Below are 7268 nucleotides of genomic sequence, written 5' to 3' on the forward strand. Positions count from 1 at the left end.
CGCCCCTCAGCCCGCGCCGCCCCCGGCGGCGGCGCCGGCGCCGAACCCGGACGGCCCGCGGTAGGCCGAACCGATCTCCGTGCGCGGCGCGAGACCGGAAAGGTCCGTCGCCGGGCACGATGCACGAAGGAACGAAGGAAATGCCCAAGCTGAAGACGAAGAGCGGCGCGAAGAAGCGCTTCATCCCGAAGAAGAGCGGCAAGGTGAAGTTCCGCCGCGCCGGCGTCCGCCACCTCGCGACGTTCGGGAAGACGAAGAAGCAGAAGGTCCATCTCCGGGGCACGGACCACCTGTCCCCGATGGACGAGAAGAAGATCAAGGAGTGCTTCCCGTACGCCCGCTAGGGCGCCGGGAGCCGTAACGCCCAAGCGGGGTCCACAAGAGTGCACGGGGCGTCACGAGGAGTGACGGACCGCGGCGCCTCCCGCCGGCAGGAGAAGGAAGATGCGCGTCAAGAAGGGATTCAAGGCTCGCCGTCGTCGTAACCGCGTCCTGAAGCTGGCGAAGGGCTTCCGCGGCCGCCGCAAGAACTGCTACCGCCGCGCGAACCAGGCCGTCGAGCGCGCGCTCGACTACGCCACGCGCGACCGCCGCCAGAAGCGCCGCGACTTCCGCGCGCTCTGGATCGTCCGCATCAACGCCGCCGCCCGCCAGAACGGCACGACGTACTCGCGGCTCGTCGCGGGGCTCAAGAAGGCGGGCATCGCCATCGACCGCAAGATCCTCGCGGATCTCGCGCTCGCGCTGCCCGGCGACTTCGCGGCCGTCGTCAAGTCCGCCCGGGCATAGGGGAGGGGCCTTGGCCGACCTCCTCGGACAGCTCGAGGCGCTCGCGAAGGGCGCCCGAGAGGCCGTCGGCTCCGCAGCCGACGAGAAGGCGCTCGAGGATCTCCGCGTCCGCTTCCTCGGCAAGAAGGGCGAGCTCTCCGCGGTCCTCCGCGGCATGGGCGCGCTCCCCGCCGAGGAGCGGCCGCGGGTCGGCGAGGTCGCGAACCGCGTCCGGGACGAGGTCGAGGCGCTCCTCGCCGGCGCGAAGTCCCGGCTCGACGCCCGGAAGCTCGAGGCCGAGCTCGCCGGGCCCCCCATCGACGTGACGCTCCCGGGCCGGCGGGTCCTGCCGCGCGGCCACCGTCACCCGATCACCCGCGCGACCGAGGACATCTCGGCCATCTTCGCGCGCCTCGGCTACGAGGTCGCGAGCGGGCCGGAGATCGAGCTCGACTGGTTCAACTTCGAGGCGCTGAACATCCCGCCGGATCACCCCGCGCGGGACATGCAGGACACCTTCTACGTGGAGGCGTCCACGCTCGGTGACGGTGCGCCCGACGGCAGCGTGCTGCTCCGGACGCACACCTCCCCGGTGCAGATCCGGGCCATGCAGCGCCTCGGCGTCCCGCCGGTGCGGATCATCTGCCCGGGGCGCGTGTACCGCTCCGACTACGACCAGACCCACTCGCCCATGTTCCACCAGGTCGAGGGGCTCTGCGTCGGCGAGGGGATCACCTTCGCCGATCTGAAGGGCACGCTCGCCGCGTTCGCGCGCGCGTACTTCGGCGAGGGCACCCGAACCCGGTTCCGGCCGAGCTACTTCCCGTTCGTCGAGCCCGGCGCCGAGGTCGACGTCTCCTGCTCCATCTGCGGCGGCACCGGTCGGATCCCGGTGCGAGCGCAGGGGCAGGCGGGTGAGCCTGCCCAGACGCGGCGCTGCGGGACGTGCAAGGAGACCGGCTGGCTCGAGGTGCTCGGCGCCGGCATGGTCCACCCGAAGGTCCTCGAGAACGGCGGCTTCGACCCGAAGCGCTACAGCGGCTTCGCGTTCGGGATGGGCGTCGAGCGGATGGCGATGCTCCGCTACGGCATCGACGACCTGCGCCTCTACTTCGAGAACGACCTGCGCTTTCTCGAGCAGTTCTGAGCCCTCGGCATGCGGATCTCTCTCAAGTGGCTCTCGGAGTACGTGGACCTCGGCAGCCTCGCCGGGGGGGCGCAACAGGGCGCCCCGCTCGCTCCGGCGCAGCCACGGTCGGCCGCGCCCGTGCTGGCCGCCGCGGACGAGGTGGCGCGCCGGCTGACCGCCGTGGGCTTCGAGGTCGAGGCCGTCGAGCGGGTCGGCCAGGGGCTCGCCGGGGTGGTCGCGGCGCGGATCCTCGCCTCCGAGAAGCACCCGAACGCCGAGAAGCTCTCCGTCACGAAGATCGACGCGGGCCAGGGCGAGCCGCTCCAGATCGTCTGCGGCGCGAAGAACTACCAGGTCGGCGACGTCGTCCCGCTCGCCACCGTCGGCACGACGCTGCCGGGCGGGACCCGGATCGAGAAGGCGAAGCTCCGCGGCGTCGAGTCGTTCGGGATGCTCTGCTCGGCCCGCGAGCTCGGGCTCTCCGAGGACGCGAGCGGGCTCCTCATCCTCGACCGTGGCCTCGCGCCGGGCACGCCGATCGCGGACGCGCTCGGGCTCGAGGACGTGCTCCTCGAGGTGAACGTCACGCCGAACCGGCCGGACGCGCTCTCGCACGTCGGCCTCGCCCGCGAGGTCGCGGCGATCCTGGGCCAGGAGGTGCGGCTCCCCCGCCCCGCGCTGCGCGAGGCGGGCGCGCCGGCGGCCGAGGCGGTGAAGGTCCGGATCGAGGCGCCGGAGAAGTGCGCCCGCTACGCCGCGCGCGTGGTCGAGGGCGTGAAGATCGGCCCGTCGCCGCAGTGGCTCGCGCGCAGGCTCGAGGCGTGCGGGGTCCGCTCGATCTCGAACGTGGTCGACGCGACCAACTTCGCGCTGCTCGAGCTCGGCCACCCGCTCCACGCGTTCGACCTCGACAAGGTGGCCGGCCACGAGATCGTCGTCCGCACCGCCCGGCCCGGCGAGAAGATCGTCACGCTCGACGGGAAGGAGCGGGTGCTCGAGCCCGACGATCTCCTCATCGCCGATCGCGACCGCGGCAGCGCGCTCGCGGGCGTGATGGGCGGCGGCGACTCGGAGATCTCCGAGGGCACGACCCGCGTGCTCGTCGAGTCCGCCTGGTTCGCGCCGAGCGGGATCCGCCGCACCTCGCGGCGGCACGGCCTCAAGACCGAGGCCTCCTACCGGTTCGAGCGGGGCGCCGATCCGGGGATGGTGATCCCGGCGCTCGATCGCTGCGCGGCGCTCATCGCGGAGCTCGCCGGCGGGACCGTGCGGCCCGGGATCGTCGACGCCCACCCGCGCCCGCACCAGGCGCCGGCGGTGCGCCTCCGCTGGCGCAGGCCCGCCGAGCTGCTCGGCATCGACGTGGCGCGCGACGAGGTGCGCCGCATCCTCGCCGGCCTCGGGTTCGAGGAGCGCGCGAGCGACGAGGACGGGGCCACGTTAGGGGTGCCGAGCTGGCGCGTCGACGTGTCGCTCGAGGAGGATCTCGTCGAGGAGATCGTCCGCACGAAGGGCTACGACGCCATCCCCGAGACGCTGCCCGCCAACGCGGTCCGCACGCCGGTCGAGCCGGCGGACGCGCAGGTGACCGCGCGCGCCCGGGAGGCGCTCGAGGCGGCGGGCTTCGCCGAGGCGGTGAACTTCAGCTTCGTGGCGGAGCGCGACCTCGCGCCCTTCGCGGATCCCGCGGCGACCGCGCTCCGGCCCATCGCGCTCAAGAACCCGATCAGCGCCGACCTGGCGGTGATGCGGACGAGCCTCGTGCCGTCGCTCCTCCGCAACGCCTCCACCAACCGTCGCCAGCGCGTCGAGGACGTGCGGCTCTACGAGATCGCCCGCGTGTATCGCCCCGCCCCGGCGGGCGCGCCAGCGCCGGCCGCCGAGGAGGGGGAGCTCGCAGGCGTGCTCGTCGGCCGCCGGAGCCCGACCGGGTGGGCGGGCGGATCGGACCCCGTCGACTTCCACGACGCGAAGGCCGCCGTCGCGGCCGTGCTCGAGGCGCTCGGCATCGACGCGCGCTGGCGGGCGCGCGGCGGAGCGTGGCTCCACCCGCGGCTCTCCGCCGAGGTGCTCGGCGCCGACGATGCGCCGCTCGGCGAGGTCGGCGAGCTCCACCCGCGCGTCGCCGAGGCGTTCGAGCTGCCGCGCGGCGTGCTCGCGTTCCGGCTCTCCGGCGCCGCGCTCGTGCGGGGCGCGCGGCTCGTGCCGCGCTACGCCGGGATCCCCCGCTTCCCCGCGGTCCTGCGCGACCTCGCGGTCGTGGTGGCCGAGGGCGTCGAGGCGGGCGCGGTGCTCGCCGCGGTCCGCGAGGAGCCGCTCGTCGAGGACGCGACGCTGTTCGACGTGTATCGCGGTCCCCCCATCCCGGCAGGCAAGAAGAACCTCGCGCTCGCCATCCGCTACCGCGCCCCGGATCGGACGCTCACCGACACCGAGGCGGACGCCGCCCACGCGCGCATCGTCGCGCGCCTGCGCGGCGGGCTCGGCGCGGAGCTCCGGGGGTAGGGCGTGGCCACCCGCCGGCTGCCGCTCGCTGCGCTCGGCTTCGCCGTCGCGGCGGCGCTGTCGTCGTGGAATCCGCTCTCGGCCCCGTTCGGCGTGATCGTCGGCCTCGCGGCCGCCGTCATCGCCGTGCGCGCGCTCGTCGAGGGCTCGAGCCGACCCGCGGCGGCCACGGCGCTCTGCCTTTCGCTCGCCGCGGCGAGCGTGAGCGGGATCGTGCTCGCCCGGACGGCCGGCCTGGGGCGACGCGGACCCAGCGAGAGCATCGTGACAGTCCCGCCCGGGGAGGGTGTCGAGGCCCAGCTCGACGCGGCCGCCGAACGTACCCGTGCGCCCCGGGAAGGGGCACAGCGCGAGCTCCAGACGCTGGAAAAGCGCGAAAGCGCGGCTCCGGCGCGGCCGGGTTCACCCGCTCCCGAGGGGAGCGGCGAGGGAGCGGCACCGGGCGGGGCGGGTCAGCGCTGAAGGTGCGCGTGCGGGTTTGACACCGTTTCTGAAATCAGCTAACGAATTCGACACTTAGCCGACCCGGGAGCGGGAGCGCGACGTGACCAAGGCCGATATCATCGAGAGCGTCTACGAGAAGGTGGGCTTCTCCAAGAAGGAGGCCGCCGAGGTCGTCGAGATGGTCTTTGACACCATCAAGGAGACGCTCGAGCGCGGCGAGAAGATCAAGATCAGCGGCTTCGGGAACTTCATCGTCCGCGAGAAGAAGTCGCGCGTCGGCCGGAACCCGCAGACGGGCGAGGAGATCGAGATCAGCGCCCGGCGAGTGCTCACCTTCCGGCCGAGCCAGGTGCTGAAGAACGCGCTCAACCTGAGCGACATGCCTCCTCCGCCGGTCGCCTAGCGTCCGGAAATCTCGCCTCGTCTTCGCGCCGAAGCTCGGCTGCCGCGCTCCAGCGCGCGCCTCCCGCGCGTGCGTTCGTCCGCGCCGTGCGGGGTGTCGTTCCCGGCGCGAGGGCTCACCGTGTTCCGATGCACCCGGTCCTTCGCTCGCGCCGGGCCCGGACGTGCCCACGTCGGGGCGCTCCCGCGGCGGGCACCCGGAAGCTAGCTTCCCTCCTGGCGAGCGCCGCCTAGGGCAGCGCGAGGGAGGCGACCATGGACCGTTGTGCATGCTGCGGAGGCGCCGTCGGGCCGTATCCGGTGGGACTCAGGTATCGCGGCCGGGAGACGACCTTCTGCTCGTTCGGCTGCGCGGTCGTGCAGGCCGCGCCCGCGTGCTCCGCGTGCGGCGCCAAGATGCTCGGGCGCGGACACGCGGCGGGTGGGCGGCTGTACTGCTCGATCGACTGCGTCCCCGCGCAGGTCGCCGCGAGCGCAGGCTGATTCGCCCGTCGCCGCCGACGTCCCGGCGGCGAGGCGCGCGCCTCGCGGCGCGACCCGGCGGACGTCCGCGCGTCGGACCTCCCGGCTACGGTGAGGTCGTGCGCGTGAAGGTCGGAAGGCTCCAGGACATCGAGGACGGGCGTGGGCGGGTCGTCGAGGTGGGCGGCCGCGAGCTCGCGATCTTCCGCCAGGGCGAGCGCGTCTACGCGCTCGACAACGTCTGCCCGCATCGCGGCGCGGCGCTCGCGTCCGGAGACGTGAAGGGCGACACGGTCTTCTGCCCGCTGCACGCGTGGCCCTTCGCGCTCGAGACGGGCGAGTGCTCCGAGTTCCCGGACGTGTGCGTCCAGTCGTTCGACGTGCGCGTCGAGGGCGAGGACGTCGTGGTGGAGCTATAAGAGGGCCATGGCAGCGATCGACTACCCCGACGCCCGCCGCATGCGGCTCGACGTGGAGTTCTACTTCGCCGCGGCGCACCGCCTCCCTCGCTACGAGGGCCCGTGCTTCCGGATGCACGGGCACAACTACCGGTTCTTCGTCGCGCTCGAGGGCGAGGTCGATCCCCGCACCGGGATGATCGCCGACTTCGGCGAGGTGAAGCGCGTCGTGCAGGAGCAGGTACTCGCGCGCGTCGACCACCGAACGCTGAACGACGTGCTCGAGAACCCCACCGCGGAGAACATCGCGCGGTGGATCTGGGAGGCGCTCGAGCCGCACCTGCCGGGGCTCGCCGAGGTGCGGCTCTACGAGATCCCGGACTCGTGCGTCACCTACCGGGGGCCGCGTGGCCGTTAGGCCAGTCCGGCCGGCGCGGTCCCGCGCCACCGGCGGCGCCGCGCCGCCGGATCCGGCCGCGGCCGCGGAGGCCGTCGAGCGGTTCCTCGACGCGCTCGGGCTGCCCGCCGAGACCCGCGCGTCCGAGGATCTCCAGGGCACGCCCCGGCGCGTGGCGCAGGCCTGGCTCGAGGACCTCGTCGACGGCTACCGGCGCGATCCGGCCGAGCTGCTCGCCGAGGCGATCCCGTCGTCCAGCCGCGATCTCGTCGCCGTGACGGGCATCGCGTTCCACTCGGTCTGCCCGCACCACCTCCTGCCGTCGAGGGGGGTCGCCCACGTCGCCTACCTGCCCGGCGGCAGGGTGGTGGGGTTCGGTCAGCTCGTCCGGCTCGTCGACACCCTCGCCCACCGGCTCCTGCTGCAGGAGGAGCTCTCTCGCGCGATCGCGGACGCGCTCGTCACGCACCTCGGGGCGCGCGGCGCGGCGTGCCTGCTCGACGCGGAGCAGCTCTGCATGACCGTGCGCGGCGAGAAGCGCGGCGGCGCGCGCGCGCACGCGGACGCCTGGGTGGGGGCGCTCGCGCGGGACGGCGCGGCGCGGCGGCGCTTCCTCGCGCTCGCCGGGCGCGCCGGTGCGCCGGCCCGCGGGGCGCGGAGGGCGAGGCGGTGACCGCGAGGACCGCCATCGTCACGGGCGGCGGGCGGGGCATCGGCGCGGCGATCGCGCGGGCGCTCACGGCCCGCGGGGTCGCCGTCACGG

Annotated in this window: 10 protein-coding genes; all 10 read left to right on the plus strand. The window is 74.0% G+C overall.

The window, feature by feature from the left end; genetic code table 11:
- Positions 1–140: 140 nt before the first annotated feature.
- The 10 genes from rpmI to folE all read left to right on the plus strand — a co-directional run bounded on the left by rpmI (position 141) and on the right by folE (position 7178).
- Positions 141–344 carry a 50S ribosomal protein L35 gene (gene rpmI / locus MNY60_RS22865; RefSeq protein WP_242340039.1) on the plus strand — a complete coding sequence of 68 codons (204 nt, stop codon included), beginning with the start codon at positions 141–143 and terminating at the stop codon, positions 342–344.
- 100 nt (positions 345–444) lie between these two features.
- Positions 445–789 (plus strand): 50S ribosomal protein L20, encoded by a 345-nt coding sequence (rplT, locus tag MNY60_RS22870; protein WP_242340038.1) that lies wholly within the window; start codon positions 445–447, stop codon positions 787–789.
- Between the two features lie 10 nt (positions 790–799).
- Entirely contained in the window at positions 800–1915 is a 1116-nt protein-coding gene (pheS, locus tag MNY60_RS22875; protein WP_242356931.1) for a phenylalanine--tRNA ligase subunit alpha, read from the plus strand.
- Between the two features lie 9 nt (positions 1916–1924).
- Positions 1925–4402: a phenylalanine--tRNA ligase subunit beta gene (gene pheT / locus MNY60_RS22880; RefSeq protein WP_242356933.1), complete on the plus strand. Its 2478-nt coding sequence runs from the start codon at positions 1925–1927 to the stop codon at positions 4400–4402.
- A gap of 3 nt (positions 4403–4405) precedes the next feature.
- Positions 4406–4864, plus strand: coding sequence for a hypothetical protein (locus tag MNY60_RS22885; RefSeq protein WP_242340036.1), 459 nt, complete (start codon positions 4406–4408; stop codon positions 4862–4864).
- Between the two features lie 82 nt (positions 4865–4946).
- Entirely contained in the window at positions 4947–5249 is a 303-nt protein-coding gene (locus MNY60_RS22890) for an integration host factor subunit alpha (RefSeq protein WP_242340035.1), read from the plus strand.
- 254 nt (positions 5250–5503) lie between these two features.
- A complete protein-coding gene (locus tag MNY60_RS22895) occupies positions 5504–5731 on the plus strand; it encodes a hypothetical protein (protein WP_242340034.1) in 228 nt (75 codons plus the stop codon).
- A gap of 104 nt (positions 5732–5835) precedes the next feature.
- Positions 5836–6129, plus strand: a complete 294-nt coding sequence (nirD, locus tag MNY60_RS22900; protein WP_242356935.1) for a nitrite reductase small subunit NirD — start codon at positions 5836–5838, stop codon at positions 6127–6129.
- A gap of 7 nt (positions 6130–6136) precedes the next feature.
- Positions 6137–6526 (plus strand): 6-carboxytetrahydropterin synthase QueD, encoded by a 390-nt coding sequence (queD, locus tag MNY60_RS22905; protein ID WP_242340032.1) that lies wholly within the window; start codon positions 6137–6139, stop codon positions 6524–6526.
- Positions 6516–7178, plus strand: coding sequence for a GTP cyclohydrolase I (gene folE / locus MNY60_RS22910; protein WP_242340031.1), 663 nt, complete (start codon positions 6516–6518; stop codon positions 7176–7178). Before queD ends, folE begins: the two co-directional genes overlap by 11 nt.
- Positions 7179–7268 lie beyond the last annotated feature (90 nt).

The sequence above is a fragment of the Anaeromyxobacter sp. SG17 genome (assembly GCF_022690695.1).
GTDB classification, from domain to species: domain Bacteria; phylum Myxococcota; class Myxococcia; order Myxococcales; family Anaeromyxobacteraceae; genus Anaeromyxobacter; species Anaeromyxobacter soli.